This is a genomic window from Streptomyces sp. NPDC041122 (assembly GCF_055592445.1).
Genome location: NZ_JBVIYQ010000010.1, coordinates 224119 through 248808 on the forward strand (window position 1 = coordinate 224119; position 24690 = coordinate 248808).

Sequence of the window (24690 nt, forward strand, 5' to 3'; positions counted from 1 at the left end):
CCGTTGTGCGGGAGCCGGTGCCGAGAGCTGTCCTCTTGCGCGGAACTGCGGTAGATGCCGGGGCCCACTGCGAGGGCGTCACCGGCCGCCATACGGTCGCGCCAGCTCTGCTTCAGGCAGAGTTGGTTCGATCAGGTGCCTTCATCGTACAGGGGAGGGTCTCATTTGGCCGTGCGATCGCAGCCGATGAGACCCCCGCCACCTACGATTGGTGTTTTTCTCCGTCGGTTCCCAGCCAACTGGCCAGCTTGCCGCCGTGGCCGACCGCGCGCAGCCGCTTCTCGGCGGCGTCCCGCACCGGGTCCGTCGCCACCACGAGCAGCTCGTCGCCGCGCCGCAGCACCGTGGTCGGCAACGGGACGAACGATTCTCCGTCCCGCACCACCAGCGTGACCGCGGAACCCGGGGGCAGCCGCAGCTCGCCGACCTCCACGCCGTGCATGCGGGAGCCCTTGGGGATGGCCACCGACAGGAGGTGTCCCTGGAGCCGCTCCAGGGGAGCGGACTCGACGCCCAGGTCGGCGGCCTCGGAGGAGTCGCCGAGCCGCAGTTTCCTGGCCAGCCAGGGCAGTGTGGGCCCCTGGATGAGGGTGTAGACGACGACCAGGACGAAGACGATGTTGAAGATCCGCTGGCTGTCCTCGACGTCGCTGACCATCGGGATGGTCGCCAGGATGATGGGCACGGCGCCGCGCAGGCCGGCCCAGGACAGCAGCGCCTTCTCCTGCCAGGGCATACGGAACGGCAGCAGGCTGACGACGACCTCCAGGGGGCGCGCCACCACGGTCAGGACCAGGCCGATGAGGATCGCGGGCCAGGTGTCGTCGAGCAGGTCGTGCGGGGTGACCAGCAGGCCGAGCAGGACGAACATGCCGATCTGGGCGATCCAGCCGAGCCCTTCGGCGAAGCCCCGGGTGGCCGGCCAGTGCGGCAGCCGGGCGTTGCCCAGCACCATCGCGGCGAGGTAGACGGCGAGGAAGCCGCTGCCGTGCGCCATGGCCCCGGCGGCGTACGCGGTGACGGCGATCGCCATGACGGCGATGGGGTAGAGGCCGGAGGCGGGCAGCGCCACGTGCCGCAGGCCGAACGCGCCGAGCCAGCCGACCGCGAGGCCGAACGCGGCGCCGATCGCCAGCTCCAGGGCGATCTTGCCGAGCAGTACGTACCAGTCGTCCACCGGGCCCACCGTGGAGAACGCCACCACCAGGATCACCACGGGAGCGTCGTTGAACCCCGATTCGGCCTCCAGGACGCCCGTGACGCGCGAGGGGAGCGGCACCTTGCGCAGCACCGAGAAGACCGCCGCCGCGTCCGTGGAGGAGACCACCGCGCCGATGATCAGTGCCTGCCGCCATTCGAGCCCGACGAGATAGTGGGCGCCCGCCGCCGTGACGCCGACGCTCACCGCGACCCCCACCGTCGACAGGACGGCCGCCGCGGGCAGGGCGGGTTTGATCTCTTTCCACTTCGTCCCGAGGCCGCCCTCGGCGAGGATCACGACCAGCGCGGCATAGCCGATGACCTGGGTCAGTTCGGCATTGTTGAAGTGGACGTCGCCGACGCCGTCCTGGCCCATGGCGACGCCGATGCCCAGGTAGAGGAGCAGGCTGGGGAGCCCGCTGCGCGACGAGACACGGACCGCCGCCACCGCGACGAGCAGGACGAGCGAGCAGACGAGCAGGAGCTGGTTGAGGTGGTGGACAGTCAGGGGCCGTTCCTTCCTCCGTGGATCCTGCGGATCCTGGTACTTCGTTACCTTACCTAATTGTTAACGCTTTCTTGACGCCGTCGAATGACTATTCGATCTCATGAGGGCCGGGTTCCTGACTCCGCGTCCGGAGCCGCAACGCCCTGCGCCTATGGTTGCTCCAGCGCTCCCAGAGCCGCCCAAGTCGACAGCACAGCCCGCCAAGCCCGCCCTGCCGCTCGCGTAAGGACAGCAAGGACAGCGATGCCCTCCAACACCACCGCCTCTTCCGGTCATAAGTCCGGCAAGAAGAAGGGGCGCCGAGCCCGACTCGTCGTGATCGTCCTGGTCCTGGCCATCGTCGGAGGCATCGGCTTCGGCGCGTACTGGAGCGTCAGCACCGTGCGCGCCTCCTTCCCGCAGACCAAGGGGTCGATCAAGCTCGACGGCCTGGACGGCAACGTCGACGTGCAGCGGGACGGAAACGGAATCCCGCAGATCTACGCCGACTCCGACGCCGACCTGTTCATGGCACAGGGCTACGTCCAGGCGCAGGACCGCTTCTGGGAGATGGACGTCCGTCGCCACATGACCTCCGGGCGGCTCTCCGAGATGTTCGGCAAGGGCCAGGTCAAGACCGATGAGTTCCTGCGCACGCTCGGCTGGCACCGGGTGGCGAAGAAGGAGTACGACTCCAAGCTCTCGCCGGAGACGAAGAAGTACCTCCAGGCGTACGCCAAGGGGGTCAACGCCTACCTCGACGGCAAGGACGGCGAGGACATCTCCGTCGAGTACGCGGCGCTCGGCTTCGAGAACGACTACAAGCCGCAGGCGTGGACGCCCGTCGACTCCGTGGCGTGGCTCAAGGCCATGGCCTGGGACCTGCGCGGCAACATGCAGGACGAGATCGACCGCTCCCTGATGACGAGCCGCCTCGGCCCCTCGCAGATCAAGGACCTGTACCCCGAGTACCCGTACAAGCGGAACAAGCCGATCGTCCAGGAGGGCGCCTACAGCGCCGCCACCAAGGAGTACGACCCCGAGGGCACCGAATCCGGCGTGGGTGCCGGTACGGGCACGGGGACGGGCTCCGGAACGGGTACGGGCACGGGTACCGGCGGTACGGGTACCGGCGGTACGGGTACCGGCACCGGCACCAACACCCGGTCCGGCAGCGGCTCCGGCACGGCGGGCACCGGCATCGCCGGTGGCACCCAGGCACCCTCCGGGATGACCTCGCAGCTCTCCGGCCTCTCCGACGCGCTGGACGAGGTCCCGGCCATCCTCGGCCCGAACGGCAACGGCATCGGCTCGAACTCCTGGGTCGTCTCCGGCAAGCACACGATCACCGGCAAGCCGCTCCTCGCCAACGACCCGCACCTGGCCCCGCAGCTGCCCTCGGTCTGGTACCAGATGGGCCTGCACTGCCGCGCGGTCTCCGACAAGTGCGGCTACGACGTCTCCGGTTACACCTTCTCCGGCATGCCGGGCGTGGTCATCGGCCACAACAAGGAGATCGCCTGGGGCATGACGAACCTGGGCGCCGACGTCACGGACCTCTACCTGGAGAAGTTCACCGGGGACGGGTACCAGTACGGCGAGAAGGTGAAGCCGTTCACCACGCGCGAGGAGACCATCAAGGTCGCCGGCGGCGCGTCGAAGAAGATCACGGTCCGCGAGACCAACAACGGTCCGCTCATCTCCGACCGCGACGACGAACTGGTCAAGGTCGGCAAGAAGGCCGGCGTCGACAGCGCCGCGCCCGACCGGGGCGACGGCTACGGAGTGGCGCTGCGCTGGACCGCGCTGTCCCCGGGCAAGTCCATGGACGCCGTCTTCGACCTCAACCGGGCGAAGAACTTCACGGACTTCCGCAAGGCGGCCGCCTCCTTCGAGGTGCCCTCCCAGAACCTGATCTACGCCGACACCAAGGGCAACATCGGCTACCAGGCGCCCGGCAGGATCCCCACCCGCGGCAAGGGCGACGGCTCGCTCCCGGCGCCCGGCTGGGACCCGGAGTACCGCTGGACCGGCTACATCCCGCAGGGCGCGCTGCCCTACGAGTACAACCCCAAGCGCGGCTACATCGTCACCGCCAACCAGGCCGTGGTCGACGAGGACAAGTACCCGTACAAGCTGACCTCGGACTGGGGCTACGGGGCGCGCAGCCAGCGGATCGACGACCTCATCCAGTCGAAGATCAAGAACGGCGGCAAGATCTCCACCGAGGACATGCGCCTCATGCAGATGGACAACAGCAGCGAGATCGCCAAGCTGCTGGTGCCCAAGCTGCTGAAGATCGACGTCAAGGACAAGTACGTCCGCGAGGCGCAGAAGCTCCTGGAGGGCTGGGACTACACCCAGGACGCCGACTCGGCGGCCGCCGCGTACTTCAACTCCGTCTGGCGCAACATCCTCAAGCTGGCCTTCGGCAACAAGCTCCCCAAGGAGCTGCGCGTCAAGGGGCAGTGCCTGAGCGTGGAGCCGGCCGGCAACACCGGCCCGGCCGACGAGGGCGAGAAGGTGCGCGAGTGCGGTGAGCGCGACGCGGACGCGGCCCAGCCCGACGGCGGCGACCGCTACTACGAGGTGGTCCGCAGGATCATCGACGACCGGACCAACGACTGGTGGAAGGCGCCCGCCACCCGCACGGACGCGGAGACCAAGAACCGCGACCAGCTGTTCAAGCGGGCCCTGGAGGACGCGCGCTGGGACCTGACGGCCAAGCTGGGCAAGGACGTCGACACCTGGAGCTGGGGCCGCCTGCACCGGCTCACGCTGAAGAACCAGACGCTCGGCACCGACGGCCCCGGCTGGCTGCAGTTCGTCCTGAACCGCGGCCCGTGGAACCTCGGCGGCGGCGAGGCCGCGGTCAACGCGACCGGCTGGAACGCGGCGGGCGGTTACGGGGTGATCTGGGTGCCCTCCATGCGGATGGTGGTCAACCTCAAGGACCTCGACAAGTCCAAGTGGATCAACCTCACCGGCGCCTCGGGGCACGCCTACAACGACCACTACACCGACCAGACGGACAAGTGGGCCAAGGGCGAACTCCTGCCGTGGGCCTTCGACAAGAAGGCGGTCGACGACAGCACGAGCGACACGCTGGTGCTGCGGCACTGACGGCCACCCACGGCACCACCTGAACCACGGCACCAGCTGAAAGGGCCCTCCACGCGCGCGTGGAGGGCCCTTTCGGCTTCCTCAGCGAAACCGCCGCACCCCCGAGGGCGTCACCACGGCGTGCACCGGCCGGTCGTGCGCCTCCGCGGGGACGTGCGCGACCACTTCGGAGTCGTACAGGAGCACCACCAGCGCCGGGTCGGCGTCCCCGCGCTCCAGGCGGGCCAGGACCCGGTCGTAGCTGCCGCCGCCGCGCCCGAGCCGCATGCCGCGCGTGTCGACCGCGAGCCCCGGCAGCAGCACGGCGTCCGCCGCGAGGACGGCGTCCGGCCCGAGCCGCGCCCCGGCGGGCTCCAACAGCGCCATCTTGCCCCGGTGTTGCACGCGGGCCAGCGAGTCCGCTCCTTCGTACACGCCCCAGTCCAGGTCGTTGTCGGGAAGCAGCACCGGCAGCAGGACGCGGGTCCCGCGCGCGTGGAGGGCGTCGAGCAGGGCGCGGGTGCCGGGCTCGCCGCCCACGGAGACGTACGCCGCCACCGTGTGCGCGGCGGCGAGCTCGGGGAGTTCCCGTGCGCGCTCGGCGAGAACCACGGCCGCCTTCCGCGCGTCATCCCCAGTCAACCCGCTTCTCACCGCGAGGAAGTCCCGCCGCAACCTGTGCTTGGTTGGCTGGTCCTCGGGGTCGGTACCGCTGGTTCCGTTCATGGGGATCTCCCATTTCCTTCCTGATGAGTACATATGCCACCGAATTATCTGGACCCACAGATTCCGCACATACGCACCGGATATGGTGGCCGCATGACTGAGTCTCACCCCCCCCACCCCCGGATCACCAAGGCGGTCATCCCCGCGGCGGGCCTGGGCACGCGTTTCCTGCCGGCCACCAAGGCCACCCCCAAGGAGATGCTGCCGGTCGTCGACAAGCCGGCGATCCAGTACGTGGTCGAGGAGGCCGTGTCCGCGGGCCTCGATGACGTCCTCATGATCACGGGTCGCAACAAGCGCCCCCTGGAGGACCACTTCGACCGCAACTACGAACTGGAATCGGCCCTCCTGAAGAAGGGCGACGAGGCCCGCCTCGCCAAGGTCCAGGAGTCCAGCGACCTCGCGACCATGCACTACGTGCGCCAGGGCGACCCCAAGGGGCTCGGTCACGCCGTCCTGTGTGCCGCGCCGCACGTCGGTCACGAGCCGTTCGCCGTCCTCCTCGGCGACGACCTCATCGACCCCCGCGACCCCCTCCTCGCCCGCATGGTCGAGGTCCAGGAGCGGCACGGCGGCAGCGTCATCGCCCTGATGGAGGTGGCCCCCGAGCAGATCCACCTGTACGGCTGCGCGGCGGTCGACGCCACCGAGGACGGCGACGTCGTCAAGGTCACCGACCTGGTCGAGAAGCCCGACGCCGCCGACGCGCCGTCGAACTACGCGATCATCGGCCGGTACGTCCTCGACCCCCACATCTTCGACATACTGCGCAAGACGGAGCCGGGCCGCGGCGGCGAGATCCAGCTCACCGACGCCCTCCAGCAGCTCGCGGCCGACGAGAAGGTCGGCGGCCCGGTGCACGGCGTGGTCTTCAAGGGCCGCCGCTATGACACCGGTGACCGCGGCGACTATCTGCGTGCCATTGTCAGACTCGCGTGCGAACGTGAAGATCTGGGCCCGGACTTCAAGGCCTGGCTTCGCCGTTACGTCACCGAGGAGATGTAGCACTTTGAGCAGCAGCACGGCGACACCGACCACCGACCGGCAGCCGTTCTGGTCGGTGGACGAGCATCTGGACGACATCCTCGAGACCGTCCGTCCGCTCGAACCCATCGAGCTCCAACTCCTCGACGCCCAGGACTGTGTCCTGGTCGAGGACGTCACGGTGCCCGTCTCGCTGCCGCCCTTCGACAACAGCTCCATGGACGGGTACGCGGTACGGGTCGCCGATGTGGCGGGCGCGAGCGAGGAGTTCCCCGCCGTCCTCACCGTCATCGGCGACGTGGCCGCGGGCGCGGGCCGGCAGCCCACCGTCGGCGCGGGCCAGGCCGCCCGCATCATGACCGGCGCCCCGCTGCCCCCTGGCGCCGAGGCCGTCGTCCCCGTGGAGTGGACCGACGGAGGCCTCGGCGAAGGCCCCGTCTCCGCAATGCGCGCCCACAGCGCCTCGCCCGAGGGCGCGTCGGGCGAGGTCCGCGTGCACCGCCCCGCCGAGGCCCGCGCCCACGTCCGCGCGCGCGGCAGCGACGTGCAGACCGGCGACCGGGCCCTGACCGCCGGCACCGTCCTCGGGCCCCCGCAGATCGCCCTGCTCGCCGCCATCGGCCGCGGCACGGTGAAGGTCCGCCCCCGCCCGCGCGTGGTCGTCATGTCCACCGGCAGCGAACTGATCCAGCCCGGCGAGCAGTTGGCCGAGGGCCAGATCTACGACTCCAACAGCTTCGCCCTGACCGCCGCCGCCCGCGACGCCGGGGCCATCGCCTACCGCGTGGGAGCCGTCGCCGACGACGCGGAGACGCTCCGCTCCACCATCGAGGACCAGCTGATCCGCGCCGACCTCATCGTCACCACGGGCGGCGTCAGCGTCGGGGCGTACGACGTCGTGAAGGAGGCCCTGAGCACCATCGGCGACCCGGACGCCGAGGACGGCATCGGGGCGGGCAGCGGCGTGGAGTTCCGCAAGCTCGCCATGCAGCCGGGCAAGCCGCAGGGCTTCGGCGCCATCGGCCCCGACCACACCCCGCTGCTCGCGCTGCCGGGCAACCCGGTCTCCTCGTACGTCTCCTTCGAGCTCTTCGTGCGCCCCGCGATCCGCACCCTGATGGGCCTGCCCCAGGTCCAGCGGCCCACCGCGCGCGCGGAGCTGCTGGTGGACAAGGCGCTGAACTCGCCCGCCGGCCGCCGCCAGTTCCTGCGGGGGCGGTACGACGCCGACGCGCGGCGGGTGACGCCGGTCGGGGGCACCGGCTCGCATCTGATCGCCGCCCTCGCGCACGCGGACGCGCTGATCGTCGTCCCCGAGGACACCACGTCGGTGGAGCCCGGCGCGGATGTCGAGGTGGTCCTGCTCGGCTGATCGGGCCGGTCGCGGGGTACCGTGTCGCGCACAACAGGCCCGCGCGCCGCACCGCGCGGGGCCCGGACCGGGAGCGCCAAGCACATGACCGCGATTTCCCGGGGGGACACCCCCGGAGCCCCTGAGCAGCAGCGACTGACCCACATCGACGAGGCGGGCGCGGCCCGCATGGTCGACGTGTCCGCCAAGGACGTGACCGCGCGCACGGCCCGCGCCAGCGGCCGCGTACGGGTCTCGCCCCGCGTGATCGAACTGCTGCGCGGCGAGGGCGTGCCCAAGGGCGACGCCCTGGCCACCGCGCGGATCGCGGGCATCATGGGCGCCAAACGGACCCCCGACCTCATCCCGCTCTGCCACCCGCTGGCCGTCTCCGGAGTGAAGCTCGACCTCTCCGTGGCGGACGACGCCGTCGAGATCCTCGCCACGGTGAAGACCACCGACCGCACGGGCGTCGAGATGGAGGCCCTCACCGCGGTGAGCGTCGCCGCCCTCACGGTCGTCGACATGGTCAAGGCGGTCGACAAGGGCGCCGTCATCACCGACGTACGCGTCGAGGAGAAGACCGGCGGCAAGTCGGGGCACTGGACGCGCGAGGGGGAGCAGGCATGAGCCAGGACCGCGCAGGCACGGCCGCGGGTGCCGGAGGCGCGCCCCACCGCGCCCTCGTCGTCACCGCCTCCAACCGCGCCGCCGCAGGGGTCTACGCCGACAAGGGCGGCCCGATCCTCGCCGAGGGCCTGGGTGCCCTCGGATTCGCCGTCGACGGTCCGCAGGTCGTCCCGGACGGCGACCCCGTCGAGGCGGCGCTGCGCGCCGGTGTCGCCGCCGGCTACGACGTCATCCTCACCACCGGCGGCACCGGCATCTCGCCCACCGACCGCACCCCCGAGGCCACCCGCCGGGTCATCGACCACGAAGTGCCGGGCATCGGCGAGGCGATCCGCGCGTACGGCAGGGACAAGGTGCCCACGGCCGTCCTCTCGCGCGGGCTCGCCGGGGTCGCGGGCGGGACGCTCATCGTGAACCTGCCGGGGTCCACCGGTGGCGTACGGGACGGACTCGCCGTCCTGGAGCCGCTCCTTCGGCACGCCGTCGACCAGCTGCGCGGCGGCGACCACCCCAGCCCTCCGCCGGGGGGTGCGAGCTGAACCGCCCTTCCTGGCCCGTGGAGCTGACGGACGGTGACGTCGTCCTGCGACCCATAAAGATGCGCGACCAGCGGGCCTGGCGCGAGGTCAACCGGCGCAACCGCGACTGGCTGCGCCCCTGGGAGGCCACGATCCCGCCGCCCACGCCCAGCGGCCCCATCGTGCACCGCCCCACGTACCGTCAGATGGTCCGCCATCTGCGGGCGGAGGCCGGGGCGGGGCGGATGCTGCCGTTCGTCATCGAGTACCAGGGCCGGCTCGTCGGGCAGTTGACGGTCGCCGGGATCACCTGGGGCTCGATGTGCTCGGGCCACGTGGGGTACTGGGTCGACGAGTCCGTCGCGGGCCGCGGCGTCATGCCGACCGCCGTCGCCCTCGCCGTCGACCACTGCTTCCGCGCGGTCGGGCTGCACCGTATCGAGGTCTGCATTCGCCCCGAGAACGCGCCGAGCCGACGGGTCGTGGAGAAACTCGGATTCCGCGAGGAAGGGATCCGGCCCCGCTATCTCCACATCGACGGAGCCTGGCGCGATCATCTCGTCTTCGCGCTGACGACCGAAGAGGTACCGGAAGGGTTGTTGCGCCGCTGGCACCAGGCGCGGCCTCGGAAGACGGCCTAGAGCCGCTTCCGGGCGCCATAAATGAAATGTGTGTTCGAAATCGGTCGGTGATCGACCGTCTGAGGCGCGTATGAGTCTTGTCTCAGACATTAATTTCACACCGACGGCGGCCTGTTGATCGCATCAGTCGCAAAAAAAGTTCGAGATATCAGCCGGATCGTGCGACACACCGGCTCAATTGGCAGATGGCCTCACGGAAACCCCTCTACCGTGTGAGCGTGAGCAGCAGCGGCCTCATCTACGCAGTCATCGTCGGGGCCTGGGCCGCCTACTTGGTGCCGATGTGGCTCCGTAGGCAGGACGAGCTGAACGAAGCCCGTCCGACGGAACGCTTCAGCACCGCCATCCGGCTGCTGTCCGGACGGGCGGGCATGGAGCGCCGATACGCCAAGGACCTGCAAGCGCGCTCTCCCGAGGACGGGGAGTCGCGCGACGACCCGGACGGCGTCACCGGCTCGGTGGACGTCCGGTCCTTCGTCGCGCCCGCGTCCGGGACGGAGTTCCGGGCGGACCGGGCGGAACCCGCGGCCAGACGGGCCGAGCCCGCCGCCCGTCCCCAGGCGCGCCCCGACCGCGACCGGGCGCCCGAACGCGAACCCGAAACCGGGCACGAACCCGCACCGGCCGCCCGGGCCAGGGTGTCGGCCGCGTCCCAGGCCAAGTCCTCGGTCCAGTCCTCGGTTCAGCCCTCGGTCCAGTCCTCGACCACGGGGCCGGCCACCGGTCCGGGCAAGGCTCCGAGCCGGGCGACGCCCGCCCAGCGTGCCGCGTCGGCGGAGGCCGCCGCGCGCGCCCGGCGCACCAAGGTCCTCGCGCGACGCCGCCGGACGACGGTCCTGCTCTTCCTCGCCTTCACGGTCGGCGCCATCGTCGCCGGGGTCGGAGGGCTCGCCTTCCTGTGGGCGCCCGCCGTGCCCGCCGTGCTGTTGAGCGCGTACATCGTCTATCTGCGCGGGCAGGAGCGGCGCCGCTTCACGTACACGATGGACCGGCGCAGGGCCGAGGTCGCCGCGCAGCGGCTGCGCGAGCGGCAGCCCCGGCGCAGGCCCGCGGGCGCGGAGCCCGCGGCGGACGAGACGGCGGACGAGGGGCCCGCGCCCGAGACGGAGACCGGCCTGTCGGCGCTCGCCGCCGACCGCCGCGCCCTCGTCGAGCAGACCGACCACGCCGAGTGGGTCGACCAGCAGCGCGAGCGGCAGCGCGGCCCCGGCCGCGGCGACAGCTGGGACCCGGTCCCGGTGCCGCTGCCGACGTACGTGACCGCGCCGGTCGCCCCGCGCGCCACGGGCAGCGTCGACCTCGGCTCGCCCGACACCTGGAGCGCGGCGCGCTCCAGCACGGCGGAGGACTCCGCCGAGCGCGCGGCCGAGCGTGAGCTGCCGGCCGAGAAGACGGGCGACATCGACGGGGCGGAGGGCGCGGACGCCGGCGGTGGCCGCAGCGACCGGCGCCGGGCCGCGTCCGCGCGGCGGGCCCGCGAGCGCGGCCGCACGCCGCTCTTCGATCAGTACGAGGACGGCGAACGGCCGCGCGCGGCCAACGAGTGAGGCGCCGCGAGGTCCCCCTGGCTGACCAGCCAGGACCGGATTTCCGAGCACCCCGATCGGGATGCTAGAGTTTCACTCGTTGCAAGGGCCTGTGGCGCAGTCTGGTAGCGCACCTCGTTCGCATCGAGGGGGTCTGGGGTTCAAATCCCCACAGGTCCACTGCACATGAGATCCCGTCCAGTTCATCGAACTGGACGGGATCTTTGCGTTGTCCCCCCTTCCGCGCCGCCGTGCTCCCCTTCCATCGGTCCCCGGTGTGGAATGCGGCGCTACGGATACATTTGACGCATGTCGTCCCCTTTGAGGGTGGCCGCCGTGTGCGGCACCGCACTCGCCGCCCTGCTGGTGGCCGGGTGCGCCGAGCCCCGGGGGCTGCGGGTGGAGGGGCCCGCGCTGCTGCCCTCGCGGGTGGCCGGGCCCGTCTACCTCGCCGACGCGATGGGACAGCCGCTGCAGCAGCCCGCCTCCGTGGAGCTCACCGAGTACGTGGCGCTCACCGAGTTGAGCTGGCGGGACTGGGGCGGCCCGACCGCGCAGGCCACCGGCAAGCTGAGCGGCGCCTGGTGTCTGCCCGGGTGCGCGACGAAGCCGTACGACGCGAAGCTGACGCTCAGCAGTCTCGAACAGCAGGAGCACGTGGCGTACTACCGGCAGGTCGCCGTCGAGCCGAAGGATCCCGGGGAGCTGCCCGCCGCCGCGGTGAACGTGCAGTTCCAGGGGATCCGGCTGTCCGTCCCGGACGTGTGAGCGGGGGGATCGGCATGGGGCTGCGCACCAAGATCGGTATCGCCATCGCGGGCACCGCGGCGCTGGTGTCCGTCGTGATGGGGCTCCTCGTCCACCACCGCACCGCCGAGGCGCAGTACGCGGGTGCGCGCACCCAGATCGGCGACCGGCTGCAGACCGCCGTGCAGGACCACGCCGCCGGGATCGACGGGGACCGCACCCTTGTCGACCCGCCCGATCTGCCGGGACCGCTCGCGGGTGCCGTGGCGAACGGGAACTGGGGCGTCTACCTGGACCGGACGGGGCGGGTGCCGCAGCTGTGGGCGGCCAGCAAGTACGGCAAGGAGGTCGTCGCGCTGAAGCGGCCCTACGACAGGGAAGCGGAGACGGTGCGGGATGTGGACCGGGTGCTGTGGATCTCCGGCGGGTTCGGGACGGCGCTCGCCTGTGTGGCGGGGCTGGTCGTCGCGACCCGGCTGGGGCGGCGGCTGCGGGCGAAGGCGGGGGCCGCGACGCGCATCGCGGAAGGCGACCTGACGGCGCGGCTGCCGCTGCGCGGCAAGGACGAGATCACCCGGCTCGCGGCCGCGGTGAACACCATGGCCGACGCGCTCGCGGCGCGGCTGCAGGCCGAGCGCGAGGTGACGGCGAACATCGCGCACGAGCTGCGGACGCCGGTGGCCGGCATGGTCACGGCGGCCGGGCTGCTGCCGCCGGGGCGCCCCTCGGAGCTGGTGCGGGAGTCCGCGCAGCGGCTCCGGGAGCTGGTCGACGACGTCATCGAGGTGGCCCGGCTCGACGGGGCGGGGGAGCAGGTCGCGGCCGAGCGCCGTGAACTGGGGGCGCTGGTGCGGCGGTCGGCGGCGGCCGGGGCGGCCGGCGCTCCCGGGGTGAGCGTCGACGTCGTACGGGACGTGGAGGTGGTGACGGACCCGCGCCGCGTGGAGCGGGTGATCGCCAACCTCGTCAGCAACGCGCTGCGGCACGGGGCGGCGCCGGTGGCCGTCGAGGTCGACGGCGGTGTGGTGCGGGTGCGGGACTCCGGGGGCGGCTTTCCGGAGTCCCTGCTCTCCGGTGGGCCGCAGCGGTTCCGGAGCGGGTGCGGGGAGAAGGGGGTCGGCCTCGGGCTCGGCCTGACGATCGCGCAGGGGCAGGCGCAGGTCCTCGATGCGGGCCTGCGCTTCAGCAATCAGCCGGGCGGCGGCGCCCTGGCGGAGTTCGACCTGCGCTCGGCGGTACGGGGAGGGTAGGCGCGGCCGGGGCGGAGGGGCGAGGGGTGCCGGCCGCGATCAGAGCTGCTTCGCGTAGCAGCGGCTCAGGTCGTCGAAGCGGTAGTGGCCGAACTTCGCCGGGGCGGGGGTGTATCCGCTGGAGGCGTAGAGGGCTATCGCCTCGGGCTGCTTGGTGCCGGTCTCCAGGACCATGCGGACGCGGCCCGCCGCCCGCGCGTCCGCCTCCAGCTCCGCGAGGATCCGGCGGGCGAGGCCGAGACCGCGCGCCTCTGGGGTGACATACATCCGCTTCAGCTCGGCGTCGCCGTCCCGGTAGCCCTCGCCGTTCTCGTCCATGCTGCGCCAGCCGCCGGTCGCCAGGGCGGTGCCGTTCTCGTCGTACGCGATGAGGTAGCGGCCGCGCGGCGGTTCGAACATGGTCGGGTCCAGGGGGGTGACATCGCCCTCGTCGCCGTACCGCTCGGCGTATTCGAGCTGGACGCGGTCGTTGAGCCGGACCGCGTCGGGGTGCGCGAAGGTGACGGTGCGCAGCTCGACGGGGGTGGCCTCGCGGACCGGCGCGCGGGCGGGCTCGGGGACGACGGGCTCGGGGGTGGCGGCCGCACGGGCTTGGATAGTCATGCGCTCCATCGTACTTCTATGCGAGATGGGTGGGGGCTCGGCCATCCAGTGTGCCGGTATCGTGCCCGGATGCTCACTGTGACCACCGTGAATGTGAACGGCCTGCGCGCCGCCGCCAAGAAGGGCTTCGTGGAGTGGCTCGCCGGCACCTCCGCCGATGTGCTCTGCCTCCAGGAGGTGCGCGCCGAGCCGCACCAGCTGCCGGACGAGGTGCGCGAGCCCGAGGGGTGGCACGTGCTGCACGCGCCCGCCGCCGCCAAGGGTCGGGCCGGTGTCTCGCTGTACACGCGGCGGGAGCCGGACCGGGTGCGGGTCGGCTTCGGGTCGCAGGAGTTCGACGGCAGCGGCCGGTACGTCGAGGCCGATCTGCCGGGCGTCACCGTGGCCAGCCTGTATCTGCCCTCCGGTGAGGTCGGCACCGAGCGCCAGGACGAGAAGATCCGGTTCATGGCCGAGTTCCTCGTCCACCTGAAGGGGCTCAAGGCGCGGGCCGCCGCCGAGGGGCGGCACGTCGTCGTGTGCGGCGACTGGAACATCGCCCACCAGGAGGCCGACCTCAAGAACTGGAAGGGCAACAAGAAGAACTCCGGCTTTCTGCCGGAGGAGCGCGCCTGGCTGGACGAGGTCTTCGCGGAGTACGAGGACGTCGTGCGGCAGCAGCACCCGGGCGTCGAGGGCCCCTACTCGTGGTGGTCCTACCGCGGGCGTGCCTTCGACAACGACACGGGCTGGCGCATCGACTACCAGGTCGCGACGGCGGGGCTCGCCGAGCGCGCGGTGAAGGCGTACGTGGAGCGGGCCGCGAGCCACGGCGAGCGGTGGAGCGACCATGCGCCCGTGACGGTGGTCTACGACCTCTGACGGCCCCTGTCGTGCGCGGCGTCCGTGGCGGACGCGGCGCACGGTCATAAAGTCCGGCAGAGGGCTGTCCCGGGCCCACGAGACATGGCAGATTGCGGTCGCGTCATGTGCAACTCCCTAGGGTTCGGGGGGACTTCATGTCTGCCATGCCGTCGAGGCGCGCCATGCTGCTGGGTGCCGCGGGTGCGGGGATCGCGACGGCGCTGCCCGTCGCCGGGGCGTACGGAGCGGACCGCGGTGGTGCGGGAGGCGGTGGCGCGGACGGTGGTGGCGTCCCCAGAGGTACGCCGCCCGTGCTGCTGACCGAGCAGGCGAGCCGGCGGATCCTCGTGCTGGATCCGCGGCGCCGCGTCTGGGACCCGGCGGCCGACCCCACCGCGGTGCGGTGGCAGTTCTCGCCGCTCGGCGACCCGCGCTACCGGGACCTGCTCCCCGAGGAGAGCTGGCGCTACCCGTGCGAGGCGAAGGTGCGGCTGCGCCGCACGCGTCCGTACGTGCTGACCACGGCGTCCTTCGGGTTCGTGGCCGTCGTCGAGCACCCGACGGGCCGGCGGTACTGGGGCACGGCGATCGGGCCGGGGGACGACCTGTTCAACCCGCACACCGCCGAGCTGCTGCCCGACGGCAACGTGGCCGTCGCGTGCAGCACGGGCGCGCGGGTCCGGCTCTACGCGGCGTCGTGGGGCCCGCGGTCCACGCGGTACACGGAGGCGGAGCTCAAGGGCGCGCACGGGCTGCACTGGGACGACGCGCGCGGGGTGCTGTGGGCCCTCGGCGACGACGAGTTGGTGACGTACGAGGTGGGCGGCACGGCCGCGCGGCCCGAGCTGGTCCGGCGCTCCGCGGTGGGGCTGCCGGCCGGCACGCCGGGGAAGACGCCGGGCGGCCACGACCTCTTCCCGGTGGCGGGGCGGCCGGGGCGGCTGTGGGTGACGACCAACGCCGCGGTGTTCCAGTACGAGACGCGCGGCGGGACCTTCCGCCAGGACTTCGCCGGGCACGAGACCGTCTCGCGGAAGTCGGTGAAGACGGCCGGCGACGACCCGCGCACCGGGCAGGTCCTGACCACCGTGCCGGAGAGCGGCCTGGAGGAGACCTGGTGGACCACGACGGTGAGCGTGCACCGGCCCGAGAGCTCGTACAAGTACGTGAACGGCGGTATCTACAAGGCCCGTTGGTGGCTGCCGCGGTGATCCGCCGGTGGGTCAGTCCTGCTTGAGGCGGCGGTCCAGCGCCATCGACAGCTCCGCCTCCACCACGGCCTTGGCGACCGGACGCAGCTCCTCGATGTCCAGGTCGGCCGTCTCGGGGACGTGCTCGCGCAGCACGGTGGTGAACAGCTCCGCGAGCGCGTCGGCGTGTTCGCGGACCCGCTGGCCGGCCTCCAGGACGGCTGCGAGCGGAACTCCCTTGCGCACCAGGGTGGATGAGGCGTCCAGGAGGCGGCGGCTGATGTGCACCAGCTCGTCGCCGTCGGTGCCGAGGTAGCCGAGGTCCAGCGCGGCGACGAGGTTCTCCGGGGTGACCTCGCCCGCGAAGTGGTCGGCGAGCTCCTCGGGGGTCAGGCGCACCGGCTGCTCCTCGGTCGGCTCGCCGAGGCCGAGGAGTTCGCCGACGTCGCGGCCCTTGTCGAAGGCGTCGGCGAGTTCGGCGATGCCGTTGAGGGTGTGGCCGCGCTCCAGGAGGGCGGCGATGGTGCGCAGCCGGGCCAGGTGGTGCTCGTCGTACCAGGCGATGCGGCCCTCGCGGCGCGGCGGCGGGATCAGTCCGCGCTCGCGGTAGAAGCGCACGGTGCGCACGGTGATGCCGGCCTCGGCGGCCAGCTCCGCCATGCGGTACTCGCGTACGCCGCCTGCGCCTTCCGGTTGCTCTGCCACGGGGGAAGCCTATGTCGTACCGCCGGTAAGTTTCGCGGGCCGACCCCTACCCATCAGTACGCGGTTGTTCTACGCTCCGAATTGCGCCAGTGGTTACTGGCAGAGTCGTGTACTTCGGGAGGCGGCGGCATGGCCGAGCGCGAGCGGAGCCCTGAGCAGGGGCGCGAGCACGAGCACGTACGGGTGGCGGTGATCGGATCCGGCTTCGGAGGCCTCGGGGCCGCCGTGCGGCTGCGCCGCGAGGGCATCACCGACTTCGTCGTCCTGGAGCGGGCCGGCGCGGTGGGCGGCACCTGGCGGGACAACAGCTACCCCGGCTGCGCCTGCGACGTCCCCTCGCACCTGTACTCCTTCTCCTTCGCGCCCAACCCCGACTGGCCGCGCACCTTCTCCGGCCAGGAGCGCATCCGCGAGTACCTGGAGCACGTCGCCGACACCTTCCGGCTGCGCCCGCACATCCGCCTCGACACCGAGGTGAAACTGATGCGCTGGGACGCCGAACGGCTGCGCTGGGAGATCGAGACCAGCAACGGCGCCCTCACCGCCGACGTCGTCGTCTCCGCCACCGGGCCGCTCTCGGACCCCAAGACCCCGGACATCCCCGGCATCGACACCTTCCCCGGCAAGGTCTTCCACTCCGCCCGCTGGGACCACGACTACGACCTGCGCGGCAAGCGCGTCGCGATGATCGGCACCGGCGCCTCGGCGATCCAGATCGTCCCCGAGATACAGAAGAAGGCCGGCAAGCTCACCCTCTTCCAGCGCACACCCCCCTGGGTGATGCCGCGCGCCGACCGCGCCATCACCGGCGTCGAGCGCTGGCTGCACCGGCAGCTGCCGTTCACCACCCAGGCCCGGCGCGGAATCCTGTGGGGCATCCGGGAGTTGCAGGTCCAGGCGTTCACCAAGCGGCCCAACGAGCTCGGCATGGTCGAGCAGATCGCCAAGCGGAACATGTACCGGGCGATCAAGGACCCGGCGCTGCGGGCGAAGCTGACACCCACGTACCGCATCGGCTGCAAGCGCATCCTGCTCTCCAACACCTACTATCCGGCGCTCGCCAAGCCCAACGTCGACGTCGTCGCGAGCGGGCTGACCGAGGTGCGGGGCAGCACCGTGGTCGCCGCCGACGGCACCGAGACCGAGGTCGACGCGATCATCTTCGGCACCGGGTTCCACGTGACGGACATGCCGATCGCCGACCGGGTCGTCGGCGACGAGGGGCTCACCCTCATGGAGACCTGGAAGGACGGCATGAACGCACTGCGCGGCGCGACCGCGGCCGGCTTCCCCAACTGGATGACGATCATCGGCCCGAACACCGGGCTCGGCAACTCCTCGATGATCCTCATGATCGAGTCCCAGCTGAACTACATGGCCGACTACCTGCGGCAGTTGGACGTGCTCGGCGGTCGCGCCGCGCTCGCCGCCCGCCCCGCCGCCGTCACCGCCTGGAACGCCCGCGTCCAGGAGCGGATGAAGCGCACCGTGTGGAACACCGGCGGCTGCAACAGCTGGTACCTCGACGAGAACGGGGTCAACACCACGGTGTGGCCCGGCACGACCACCGAGTTCCGGGCGGCCACCCGCCGCGTCGACCTCTCCGAGTACGAGGTGCTGCGCCCCGCGAAGGCGCAGGAGGCGGCGGCGGACGCGGCCGGAGGGGAGACGGGGACGTCGCGCGCCTCCGGGGCCGAGAAGGTCGAGGCCGGGGCATGAGCCGGCTGACCCACGCGATCAGCGGCCCCTACGCGCCGCCCGTCGCCGCCCGCGAACTGAGCGCCGTCTCCGCCGACGGCTCCCGTGTCCACGTCGAGGTGCACGGCCCCGAGGGTGCGCCCGCGGTGCTCCTCACCCACGGCTGGACCTGCTCGACCGCCTTCTGGGCCGCGCAGATCCGCGGGCTCGCCGCCGACCACCGCGTCATCGCGTACGACCAGCGCGGGCACGGGCGCAGCGCGGCGCCCGCGGACGCCGACGGCTACAGCACCGAGGCGCTCGCCGACGACCTGGAGGCGGTGCTCGCGGCGACGCTCGCGCCGGGCGAGAAGGCCGTGCTCGTCGGCCACTCGATGGGCGGCATGACGATCATGGCGGCCGGCGGGCGGGAGGCGGTGCGGGAGCGCACCGCGGCCGTTCTGCTGTGCAGCACCGGCAGTTCGGCGCTGGTGGCCGAGGCGACGGTGGTGCCGCTGCTGCGCGCCGGACGGGTGCGGACCCGGCTCACCCGGTCGGTGCTCGGCTCGCGCGCGCCGCTCGGGCCCGTCACACCGCTGGCCCGGCGGATCCTCAGGTACGCGACGATGGGCCCCGGCGCGGCGCCCGACAAGGTCGACGCGTGCGCGCGGATCGTGCACGCCTGCCCCAGGATCGTGCGGCACGGCTGGTCGGGCGTGCTGGACGCGCTCCAACTGGACGTGGCCGTGGGCGAGTTGCGGGCGCCCACCGCGGTCATCGCCGGGACGTCCGACCGCCTCACGCCGGTCGTGCACGCGCGGCGCATCGCGGCCGCCCTGCCCCAGTGCCTGGGGCTCACCGAGCTCACCGGGATCGGACACATGACACCCATCGAGGCGCCCGAGGCCGTCACCGCACGGATCAGGGAACTCGCCGGAACGTACGCACAGGTCAAGGAGGGCGCATGAGCAGGGTCAGCCTGGAGGGTCAGGTCGCGGTCGTCACCGGAGCGGCGCGCGGCGTCGGTGAGCTGCTCGCCCGCAAGCTCTCGGCGCGCGGCGCGAAGGTCGCCCTCGTCGGCCTGGAGCCGGACGAGCTGAAGCAGGTGTCGGAGCGGCTGCACACCGAGTCCGGCCACTGGTACGCGGACGTCACCGACCACGCGGCGATGGCGCAGGTCGCCCAAGAGGTCAAGGAGCGGTTCGGCAAGGTCGACATCGTCGTCGCCAACGCGGGCGTGGCCGGCGGCGGGCCGTTCCTGGAGTCCGACCCCGACGCGTGGCGCCGCGTCATCGAGGTCAACCTGATCGGCAGCGCGGTGACCGGACGGGCCTTCCTGCCCGTCCTGATGGAGAGCCGCGGCTACCTCCTGCAGATCGCCTCGCTCGCCGCGATCACCCCGGCGCCGATGATGACGGCGTACTGCGCGTCGAAGTCGGGCGTGGAGGCGTACGCGCACGCGCTGCGGGCCGAGGTCGGCTACAAGGGCGTCAAGGTCGGCGTCGGCTATCTGTCCTGGACCGACACGGACATGGTGCGGGGCGCGGACCAGGACGAGGTGATGCGGGAGCTGCGCCAGCGGCTGCCGTGGCCGTCCAACAAGACCTATCCGCTCGGCCCGGCGGTGGACCGGATCGTCGTGGGCATCGAGCGCCGCTCCAGCCATGTGTACGCGCAGTGGTGGCTGCGGGGCATGCAGGGCGTCCGCGGCTACCTCCCGGGCGTCATCGGCGCGGTGGGACAGCGGGAGATGCGGCGCTTCGAGCCGAGGCTGGCGGGCGTGTCCACGGGGCTGGTGGGGGCGGGGGGGTCGGCGGACGAGAGGGCGCGGGAAGCGCGCTCGGGGTGACCGACCGGGGGCGCACACCGAAGAGGCCCGCCCGGCGTCCCGGGGGGCCTCTCCGTTCAGGTGCGGCGCGGCGTCAGGCGTCGTAGTCCTGGTCGAACTTGTCCTGCTGCTCCTGCGCCGCCTCGCGGGCCTGGTCCCGGCCCTGCGAGGCGCGCTCGCCCGCCTCGTCCTGCTTGTCGCCGCCCATGTCCTTGGCCTTGTTGGCGAGGTCCTGAGCCTTGTCCTGGAACTGGTCCTTGATGCCCATGCGTGTCACTCCCGTTGTGGGTGGGGGAAGGGGCCTCGACCAGATTTGCACGGCCGGACATTCCGCGCATTTCGATCATGCGGAGGTGGGGTACGGACCCTCACGAGCGCGGCGGCAGTGGCGGCCGCCGCCGGTCCGGCACGTCGGAGCGGTCCGGCGGCGTCGCCGCGGGCCGCTGCTCCAGGAGGTCGAGCGCCAGTTGCACCGCGTCGTCGAGCTGGGCGTGCCGCCCCTCCGCCCAGTCCAGCGGCGTCCGCAGGATGTCCAGGTCCGGGGGGACGCCGTGGTTCTCCACGCTCCAGCCGTACGCGTCGAACCACCCCGCGTTCATCGGCACCGTGATCACCGTGCCGTCGCCGAGCCGGTGCCGTCCGGTCATGCCGACCACGCCGCCCCAGGTGCGCTGGCCGACGACCGGGCCGAGGCCGAGCAGCTTGAAGGCGGCGGTGATCATGTCGCCGTCCGAGGAGGTCGCCTCGTCGGCGAGGGCGACCACGGGGCCGCGCGGCGCGTTCGAGGCGTACGACACCGGTACGGCGTTGCGCGTCAGGTCCCAGCCGAGGATCTTGCGGGTCAGCTTCTCGATGACGAGCTCACTGATGTGGCCGCCCGCGTTGCCCCGTACGTCCACGATGAGCGCCGGCCGGTCCACCTCCATGCGCAGGTCCCGGTTGAACTGGGCCCACCCCGAGCCGCCCATGTCGGGGATGTGCAGATAGCCGCACTTGCCGCCGCTCAACTCCCGTACGACGTCGCGGCGTTTGGCCACCCAGTCCTGATAGCGCAGCGGACGTTCGTTGACGAGGGGCACGATCGCGACCCGGCGGGGTCTGCCGTCGCCCTCCGCGGGCCGGAAGGTGAGCTCGACCGTCGTGCCGCCCGCCGCCGACAGGAGCGGGTAGGGGCCGGTCACCGGGTCGACCGGGCGGCCGTCGATGTGGGTGAGGACCGCGCCCTCCCGGATGCCCGCGCCGGCCAGCGGCGAGCGGGCCTTGGAGTCGGAGGAGTCGCCGGGCAGGATCCGTTTGACCATCCACCCCTCGTCCCGGTGCACGAGGTTGGCGCCCAGCAGGCCCATGGCGCGCTGGTAGTGCGGCGGCCCCTCGTTGCGCCGGGCGGCGGAGACGTACGCGTGGGAGGTGCCCAGCTCGCCGAGGACCTCGCGCAGCAGGTCCGCGAACTCGTCGGGGGACGCGACCCGTTCGACCAGCGGCCGGTACTGCGCGAGCACCGCGTCCCAGTCGATGCCGCACATTCCCGGATCCCAGAAGTAGGCGCGGATGATGCGGCCCGCCTCGTCGTACGCCTGGCGCCACTCGGCGGCCGGGTCGACCTCGTGCAGGATGCGGCGCAGGTCGATCCAGACGGTCGTGTCGAGGTCGCCCGCCTCGGTGGCGGGCACGGCGCTCAGGTCGCCCTCGTCGACGACGACGAGCCGTGAGCCGTCGCCGCTGAGCGCGAACCAGTCCAGGTGGTCGACGAGTTGGGACTTCTTCGTCTTGGTGATGCTGAAGTGTTCGAGGGTGGGGCGGCCCGAGGTGTCGGCCGGGTTGGCGAAGGTCTCGCCGAGCGCGCCCGAGATCGGCCAGCGCAGCCAGACCAGGCCACCGCCGCTGACGGGGTGCAGCGCCGAGTACTTCGACGCGGCGACCGGGAACGGCGTGACCCGCGACTCGAGCCCCTCCACCTCCACCGTCGTGGTGCCGTACCCCGCGCCGCCGTCGGCCGGATCGAGACCGCCGGCGGCCGGGCGCCCGTCGGGCAGCAGCGCGAACGGCGACGGCGTCGCCGACGACAGCGGTACGAGGTAGGGGCGGCAGCCGAGCGGGAAGGACAGGTCGCCGGTGTGCACGTCGTAGACGGGGTCGAAGCCGCGCCAGGAGAGGAAGGCGAGATAGCGGCCGTCGCGGGTGAAGACGGGGTTCTCGTCCTCGAAGCGGCCGTTGGTGACGTCGACGACGGTGCGGGCGCCCGGCCCCTCGATGCGGGCCATCTTGATCTGGCGCAGGGAGCGGCCGACGCCCGGGTGCGACCAGGTCAGCCAGGTGCCGTCCGGGGAGAAGGCGAGGTCGCGCACGGGCCCGTTGAGGGACCGGATCAGCTCGGTGACCTCGCCCTCGCCGCCACCCTCGCCGTCGGGGGCGGTTCCGGCTTCCGCGTCGGCGCCCACCGCCTCGTCCGCCCCGTCGGACACCGTGATGAGGAGCAGCCGCCCGTCGTTCGAGGCGACGGCGAGCCGCCGGCCGTCGGGGTCGGCGACGAGCTCCTGGACGCGGCCGAGCCGGCCGCTCGCGAGCCTGCGCGGCCTGCGGTCGCCGCTGACCCGGGGCAGCCAGGAGATCTCGACGGCGTCCTCGCCCTCGGCGTCGGTCACATAGGCGACCTGACCGCTGGTGCCGAGCATCTCCGGGAGGCGGACCCGCACGCCCGGGGTGTCGATGATGGTGCGGGCCGGGCCGTCCCGGTGGGTGAGCCAGTAGAGGGAGCCGCGCACGACGACGGCACTGGCCCGTCCCGTGGTGTCCACGGAGATCGAGTCGACGTGCTGGGCGGCCGGCACCTGGTAGACCCGCCGCCCGGCCCGCGGCCCGCCGAGCCGCACGTCGAGCCGGCGCGGCACCGAGTCCGCGGTGAGGCCGTCGACCAGCCAGATCTCGCCGGCGCACTGGTAGACGACGCGGGTGCCGTCGGACGCCGCGTGCCGGGCGTAGAAGGTGTCGTGGTCGGTGTGGCGGCGCAGGTCGGTGCCGTCGGGCAGGCACGAGTAGAGGTTGCCGACGCCCTCGTGGTCGGAGAGGAAGGCGATCCGCCCGGACACGAACATCGGGGAGTCCAGGTGCCCGTCCAGGTCGCCGAGGATCTGCTGCCCGTGCATCCACAGCCGGCCCGTCGCGCCGCCCCGGTACCGCTTCCAGGCGGCGGGTTCGTGCGGCGGCTTGCCGGTCAGGAGCAGCGTCTTGCGCTCGCCCCCGCCCCCGCCCCTGCCGTCGCCCCCGCTGTCGGCGTCGTCGGCGAGCGAGTCGGTGACCGCGATGTCCCAGACCGGCCCCCAGGGCAGCTTGCCGCCGGGGGAGCCGTCGACGGGCACGCTGTAGGCCCAGCAGAAGTACGAGAAGGGCTGGCCGTGCGAGGAGACGGCGAGGATGTCGCCGTCGGGGGACCAGCCGCAGACCCGGGTGTCGGTGCTGCCCCAGTAGGTGAGGCGGCGGGCGGGGCCGCCGTCGACCGGCGCGAGATGGATCTCCGGGTCGAGGCTGCGCCACGTCGTGTACGCGATGTGGGCGCCGTCCGGCGAGAAGCGGGGGTGGCTCACCTTCGTACGGTCGACGGTGAGCCGCCAGGCCCGGCCGGCCGGGGCGCCTTGCGGGGTGAGGGGCGCCACCCACAGGTCGTCCTCGGCGGCGAAGCAGAGGCGGTCGCCGCTGAGGTGCGGGAAACGCAGGTAGGAGCGGTCGTCCTGGGCATCGTCGCGCGCGTCGGTCACCTCCCCATGCTTTTCCGCTCCGCAGGCCGCGGCAACTCGTGCCGAGGGTGAAAGGACGGCGGCCGAGAGGAGACGGGGGCGTGACGCAGCACACGTACGAAACGGTTTCGTTTCGCTCGGGGGCGGGCGTACAGTCGCGGTGTACGAAACCGTTTCGTTCCGAGGCGGTACCGGGCAGTGGCGAGCAGGAGGTGGAGACCGTGACCGACACGACCGCGGCGCGGCGCACCAGGATCACCCCCGAGCGCGAGGCCGAGCTGTACGGGGCCGTGCTCGACCTGCTCCGTGAGGTCGGCTACGAGGCCCTCACCATGGACGCCGTCGCCGCCCGCACCCGCTCCAGCAAGGCCACCCTCTACCGCCAGTGGGGGAGCAAGCCGGAGCTGATCGCCAAGGCGCTGCGGCACGACAAGCCGGCGTCCCTCGCGGACATCGACACCGGCTCGCTGCGCGGCGACCTGAACGAGATGGTGGCCCGCTCGGACGACTGCCAGATGGAGAAGGACGCCGCGCTGATGCGGGGTCTGTTCCATGCCGTCCACGACCACCCCGAGCTCCACCAGGCGCTGCGGAACCTGCTCATCGAGCCGGAGCTCACCGGCCTCAACGACCTGTTGCGCAGAGCGGTGGAGCGCGGCGAAGTCGCCGCGGACAATCCGGCGCTGGAGTTCGTCGTCCACATGATGGTCGGCGGCTTCGCGGCCCGGGACCTCATCGAGGACCGCCCGGTCGACCGCGCCTTCCTCGCCGCGTACATCGACGCCGTGATCCTCCCCGCCCTCGGCGTCTGACCCACCCGCACCCCCTCCGTATCCCCGTATCCCCCCCCGCACCACATGCACCACCCGCACCTGACGTCGCCGCTCAAGTCGTCGGGCCGATCCCTTCTGCCCAATCCGGACACCACGACCTGACCGGGAGTACGCCCTC

General features: G+C 72.2%; 21 protein-coding genes and 1 tRNA gene. 16 read left to right on the top strand and 6 right to left on the bottom strand.

Translation table 11 applies throughout. The features are described 5' to 3' along the window. Positions 1 to 202: 202 nt before the first annotated feature. Positions 203 to 1708, bottom strand: coding sequence for a potassium/proton antiporter (locus tag ACZ6B8_RS32155; RefSeq protein ID WP_471086030.1), 1506 nt, complete (start codon positions 1706 to 1708; stop codon positions 203 to 205). 243 nt (positions 1709 to 1951) lie between these two features. On the opposite strand from ACZ6B8_RS32155, the gene ACZ6B8_RS32160 reads away from it, so the two are divergent. Next, on the top strand, positions 1952 to 4810 hold the full coding sequence (locus tag ACZ6B8_RS32160) for a penicillin acylase family protein (protein WP_471609491.1): 2859 nt from the start codon (positions 1952 to 1954) through the stop codon (positions 4808 to 4810). A gap of 81 nt (positions 4811 to 4891) precedes the next feature. Here the strand turns inward: ACZ6B8_RS32160 and ACZ6B8_RS32165 are convergent, their stop codons facing one another. After that, entirely contained in the window at positions 4892 to 5515 is a 624-nt protein-coding gene (locus tag ACZ6B8_RS32165; protein ID WP_471609492.1) for a 5-formyltetrahydrofolate cyclo-ligase, read from the bottom strand. A gap of 93 nt (positions 5516 to 5608) precedes the next feature. On the opposite strand from ACZ6B8_RS32165, the gene galU reads away from it, so the two are divergent. The 9 genes from galU (at position 5609) to ACZ6B8_RS32210 (ending at position 13162) form a co-directional block, all read left to right on the top strand. Continuing rightward, positions 5609 to 6520 carry a UTP--glucose-1-phosphate uridylyltransferase GalU gene (gene galU / locus ACZ6B8_RS32170; RefSeq protein WP_471085546.1) on the top strand — a complete coding sequence of 304 codons (912 nt, stop codon included), beginning with the start codon at positions 5609 to 5611 and terminating at the stop codon, positions 6518 to 6520. Between the two features lie 4 nt (positions 6521 to 6524). Beyond that, the gene (gene glp / locus ACZ6B8_RS32175) at positions 6525 to 7871 is read left to right on the top strand and encodes a molybdotransferase-like divisome protein Glp (RefSeq protein WP_471609493.1); all 1347 of its coding nucleotides are present in this window, start codon (positions 6525 to 6527) and stop codon (positions 7869 to 7871) included. 84 nt (positions 7872 to 7955) lie between these two features. Next, the gene (gene moaC, locus ACZ6B8_RS32180) at positions 7956 to 8480 is read left to right on the top strand and encodes a cyclic pyranopterin monophosphate synthase MoaC (RefSeq protein WP_355807502.1); all 525 of its coding nucleotides are present in this window, start codon (positions 7956 to 7958) and stop codon (positions 8478 to 8480) included. Next, entirely contained in the window at positions 8477 to 9019 is a 543-nt protein-coding gene (locus ACZ6B8_RS32185) for a MogA/MoaB family molybdenum cofactor biosynthesis protein (RefSeq protein WP_471085553.1), read from the top strand. The genes moaC and ACZ6B8_RS32185 overlap by 4 nt, the downstream gene beginning before the upstream one ends. 17 nt (positions 9020 to 9036) lie before the next feature. Beyond that, complete coding sequence (locus ACZ6B8_RS32190) at positions 9037 to 9639, top strand: GNAT family N-acetyltransferase (protein ID WP_471085556.1); 603 nt, start codon at positions 9037 to 9039, stop codon at positions 9637 to 9639. A 218-nt stretch (positions 9640 to 9857) separates the two neighbouring features. Beyond that, complete coding sequence (gene sepX / locus ACZ6B8_RS32195) at positions 9858 to 11186, top strand: divisome protein SepX/GlpR (RefSeq protein WP_471609494.1); 1329 nt, start codon at positions 9858 to 9860, stop codon at positions 11184 to 11186. An 85-nt stretch (positions 11187 to 11271) separates the two neighbouring features. Beyond that, positions 11272 to 11345, top strand: a tRNA-Ala gene (locus tag ACZ6B8_RS32200). Between the two features lie 129 nt (positions 11346 to 11474). After that, entirely contained in the window at positions 11475 to 11933 is a 459-nt protein-coding gene (locus tag ACZ6B8_RS32205) for a hypothetical protein (protein ID WP_471609495.1), read from the top strand. Between the two features lie 14 nt (positions 11934 to 11947). Beyond that, entirely contained in the window at positions 11948 to 13162 is a 1215-nt protein-coding gene (locus ACZ6B8_RS32210) for a HAMP domain-containing sensor histidine kinase (protein WP_471085565.1), read from the top strand. A 39-nt stretch (positions 13163 to 13201) separates the two neighbouring features. Here ACZ6B8_RS32210 and ACZ6B8_RS32215 read toward each other — a convergent pair whose 3' ends face one another. Then, positions 13202 to 13765, bottom strand: coding sequence for a GNAT family N-acetyltransferase (locus ACZ6B8_RS32215; protein WP_471085568.1), 564 nt, complete (start codon positions 13763 to 13765; stop codon positions 13202 to 13204). A gap of 69 nt (positions 13766 to 13834) precedes the next feature. Between ACZ6B8_RS32215 and ACZ6B8_RS32220 the strand changes: the two genes are divergently transcribed. Both ACZ6B8_RS32220 and ACZ6B8_RS32225 read left to right on the top strand, forming a co-directional pair. Continuing rightward, a complete protein-coding gene (locus tag ACZ6B8_RS32220; protein ID WP_471085571.1) occupies positions 13835 to 14626 on the top strand; it encodes an exodeoxyribonuclease III in 792 nt (263 codons plus the stop codon). 146 nt (positions 14627 to 14772) lie between these two features. Further along, positions 14773 to 15819: a DUF6528 family protein gene (locus ACZ6B8_RS32225; protein WP_471085575.1), complete on the top strand. Its 1047-nt coding sequence runs from the start codon at positions 14773 to 14775 to the stop codon at positions 15817 to 15819. 12 nt (positions 15820 to 15831) lie between these two features. Here the strand turns inward: ACZ6B8_RS32225 and ACZ6B8_RS32230 are convergent, their stop codons facing one another. After that, entirely contained in the window at positions 15832 to 16458 is a 627-nt protein-coding gene (locus tag ACZ6B8_RS32230) for a MerR family transcriptional regulator (RefSeq protein ID WP_471086033.1), read from the bottom strand. A gap of 174 nt (positions 16459 to 16632) precedes the next feature. On the opposite strand from ACZ6B8_RS32230, the gene ACZ6B8_RS32235 reads away from it, so the two are divergent. Genes ACZ6B8_RS32235 through ACZ6B8_RS32245 form a run of 3 tightly spaced genes read left to right on the top strand, consistent with a single transcriptional unit; the run spans position 16633 to position 20029 of the window. Beyond that, positions 16633 to 18222 carry a flavin-containing monooxygenase gene (locus ACZ6B8_RS32235; protein ID WP_471609496.1) on the top strand — a complete coding sequence of 530 codons (1590 nt, stop codon included), beginning with the start codon at positions 16633 to 16635 and terminating at the stop codon, positions 18220 to 18222. Beyond that, a complete protein-coding gene (locus ACZ6B8_RS32240) occupies positions 18219 to 19148 on the top strand; it encodes an alpha/beta fold hydrolase (protein WP_471609497.1) in 930 nt (309 codons plus the stop codon). Before ACZ6B8_RS32235 ends, ACZ6B8_RS32240 begins: the two co-directional genes overlap by 4 nt. Continuing rightward, entirely contained in the window at positions 19145 to 20029 is an 885-nt protein-coding gene (locus ACZ6B8_RS32245) for an SDR family oxidoreductase (protein WP_471609498.1), read from the top strand. The genes ACZ6B8_RS32240 and ACZ6B8_RS32245 overlap by 4 nt, the downstream gene beginning before the upstream one ends. Before the next feature lie 73 nt (positions 20030 to 20102). Here ACZ6B8_RS32245 and ACZ6B8_RS32250 read toward each other — a convergent pair whose 3' ends face one another. Both ACZ6B8_RS32250 and ACZ6B8_RS32255 read right to left on the bottom strand, forming a co-directional pair. Further along, positions 20103 to 20276 (bottom strand): hypothetical protein, encoded by a 174-nt coding sequence (locus tag ACZ6B8_RS32250; protein ID WP_471085586.1) that lies wholly within the window; start codon positions 20274 to 20276, stop codon positions 20103 to 20105. Positions 20277 to 20376: 100 nt separating this feature from the next. Continuing rightward, positions 20377 to 23760 carry a S41 family peptidase gene (locus ACZ6B8_RS32255; RefSeq protein WP_471609499.1) on the bottom strand — a complete coding sequence of 1128 codons (3384 nt, stop codon included), beginning with the start codon at positions 23758 to 23760 and terminating at the stop codon, positions 20377 to 20379. A 200-nt stretch (positions 23761 to 23960) separates the two neighbouring features. Here ACZ6B8_RS32255 and ACZ6B8_RS32260 point away from each other — a divergent pair, with 200 nt between their 5' ends. Then, a complete protein-coding gene (locus ACZ6B8_RS32260) occupies positions 23961 to 24551 on the top strand; it encodes a TetR/AcrR family transcriptional regulator (RefSeq protein WP_471085592.1) in 591 nt (196 codons plus the stop codon). The last annotated feature ends 139 nt before the right edge of the window (positions 24552 to 24690 follow it).

Excerpts from the sequence above, each read along its gene's own strand:
- ACZ6B8_RS32160 (WP_471609491.1), top strand. The coding sequence starts at position 1,952 with ATGCCCTCCAACACCACCGCCTCTTCCGGTCATAAGTCCGGCAAGAAG.
- ACZ6B8_RS32165 (WP_471609492.1), bottom strand. The coding sequence starts at position 5,515 with ATGAACGGAACCAGCGGTACCGACCCCGAGGACCAGCCAACCAAGCAC.
- galU (WP_471085546.1), top strand. The coding sequence starts at position 5,609 with ATGACTGAGTCTCACCCCCCCCACCCCCGGATCACCAAGGCGGTCATC.
- moaC (WP_355807502.1), top strand. The coding sequence starts at position 7,956 with ATGACCGCGATTTCCCGGGGGGACACCCCCGGAGCCCCTGAGCAGCAG.
- ACZ6B8_RS32185 (WP_471085553.1), top strand. The coding sequence starts at position 8,477 with ATGAGCCAGGACCGCGCAGGCACGGCCGCGGGTGCCGGAGGCGCGCCC.
- ACZ6B8_RS32205 (WP_471609495.1), top strand. The coding sequence starts at position 11,475 with ATGTCGTCCCCTTTGAGGGTGGCCGCCGTGTGCGGCACCGCACTCGCC.
- ACZ6B8_RS32210 (WP_471085565.1), top strand. The coding sequence starts at position 11,948 with ATGGGGCTGCGCACCAAGATCGGTATCGCCATCGCGGGCACCGCGGCG.
- ACZ6B8_RS32215 (WP_471085568.1), bottom strand. The coding sequence starts at position 13,765 with ATGACTATCCAAGCCCGTGCGGCCGCCACCCCCGAGCCCGTCGTCCCC.
- ACZ6B8_RS32220 (WP_471085571.1), top strand. The coding sequence starts at position 13,835 with ATGCTCACTGTGACCACCGTGAATGTGAACGGCCTGCGCGCCGCCGCC.
- ACZ6B8_RS32225 (WP_471085575.1), top strand. The coding sequence starts at position 14,773 with ATGCCGTCGAGGCGCGCCATGCTGCTGGGTGCCGCGGGTGCGGGGATC.
- ACZ6B8_RS32230 (WP_471086033.1), bottom strand. The coding sequence starts at position 16,458 with ATGGCGGAGCTGGCCGCCGAGGCCGGCATCACCGTGCGCACCGTGCGC.
- ACZ6B8_RS32235 (WP_471609496.1), top strand. The coding sequence starts at position 16,633 with ATGGCCGAGCGCGAGCGGAGCCCTGAGCAGGGGCGCGAGCACGAGCAC.
- ACZ6B8_RS32240 (WP_471609497.1), top strand. The coding sequence starts at position 18,219 with ATGAGCCGGCTGACCCACGCGATCAGCGGCCCCTACGCGCCGCCCGTC.
- ACZ6B8_RS32245 (WP_471609498.1), top strand. The coding sequence starts at position 19,145 with ATGAGCAGGGTCAGCCTGGAGGGTCAGGTCGCGGTCGTCACCGGAGCG.
- ACZ6B8_RS32250 (WP_471085586.1), bottom strand. The coding sequence starts at position 20,276 with ATGGGCATCAAGGACCAGTTCCAGGACAAGGCTCAGGACCTCGCCAAC.